This is a genomic window from Tannerella forsythia, from assembly GCF_001006485.1.
GTDB lineage: Bacteria > Bacteroidota > Bacteroidia > Bacteroidales > Tannerellaceae > Tannerella > Tannerella forsythia.
Genome location: NZ_JUET01000006.1, coordinates 1 through 407 on the forward strand (window position 1 = coordinate 1; position 407 = coordinate 407).

Genomic DNA, 407 nt, shown 5'->3' on the forward strand with positions numbered 1-407 from the left:
AAATCGATATCCAGGCGCACACCGTCAGACTCTTCAGTGAAAGTCGGGGTGATTTTGCAAGGTTCAGATTCCACGCTACGGGCTTTTTCAGTCAGCGCCGCCAGCGTTTGCTCTGCTTCTGCGCGGTTTGCAAACACGCGGCTGTAAGACGCGGTGCAGTCGGAGTTGTCCATAATGGTGCCAACATCCATACAGCAGCAAACCGGGGTTTCATCAGCACTACATTTACTCATCGTTGATTTCCTCTGTATGTGCACCCAAGGTGCCAGATAAACGTTGTGGATATTTTACGCTTCCGGAAAGTGCTGCTCCAGTTGTTAATTCTGCAAAATCGGATAAGTGACCGAAATCACACTTAAAAATGATCTAAAACAAAATTTACCCGAATCCATGAGTGCGCCACCTCC

The 407-nt window shown here is 48.2% G+C and carries 1 protein-coding gene; it reads right to left on the minus strand.

Features of this window, described 5'->3' with window-relative positions:
• The coding region (locus Tanf_RS00400) for a YfcZ/YiiS family protein (RefSeq protein WP_046824503.1) at positions 1–233 on the minus strand (233 nt) is incomplete at its 3' end.
• Positions 234–407: the final 174 nt, after the last annotated feature.